Here is a 707-nt window from a genome sequence, read left to right as displayed (position 1 = left end):
TGAACTGCACCCCAAAAGTTAGACAGAAAGAATCTAACTTTTGGGGTGTTTTATTATGAAATTGAGTTATGAAGATAAAGTTCAAATCTATGGACTAAGAAAACAAGGATATAGCTTAGAGAAGCTTTCAAATAAATTTGGGATAAACAATTCTAATCTTAGGTACATGATTAAATTGATTGATCGTTACGGAATAGAGTTCGTCAAAAAAGGGAAAAACCGTTATTACTCTCCTGAATTAAAGCAAGAAATCATCAATAATGTTTTGATTGAAGGTCGTTCCCAACTAAGCGTATCTCTGGATTATGCTCTCCCAAGTAGTGGATTACTTTCGAATTGGCTGGAACAATACAGGAAAAACGGGTATACTATTGTTGAGAAAACAAGAGAGAGACCGTCTAAAATGGGACGTAAGCCAAAGAAGAGACCTGAAGAAATGACAGAATTAGAACGTCTTCAAGCAGAAAATGAGTACCTGAGAGCGGAGAATGCCATTCTAAAAAAGTTGAGAGAACTCCGATTGAAGGAGGAAAAAGAGAAAGAAGAAAAACGGAAATTGTCCGAGGATTGGTAACAGAGTTTTCTTTAAATATTCTTCTAAAGATTATTAAGCTTGCCCGTTCAACCTATTATTACCACTTAAAACAGCTATATAAACCAGATAAGAATCAAGATATTAAAATTGAAATTCAGTCAATTTATCGTGA

Annotated in this window: 1 pseudogene; it reads left to right on the top strand. The window is 34.2% G+C overall.

Features of this window, described 5'->3' with window-relative positions:
- Positions 1-55: 55 nt before the first annotated feature.
- Positions 56-707: pseudogene (locus EKB01_RS09275) on the top strand (IS3 family transposase); the annotation flags it as partial.

The organism is Streptococcus sp. CCUG 71758 (assembly GCF_011714815.1).
GTDB lineage: Bacteria > Bacillota > Bacilli > Lactobacillales > Streptococcaceae > Streptococcus > Streptococcus halitosis.
The sequence above is the reverse complement of the archived record's forward strand: the minus strand, read 5'-3'. Positions and strand labels throughout refer to the sequence as shown.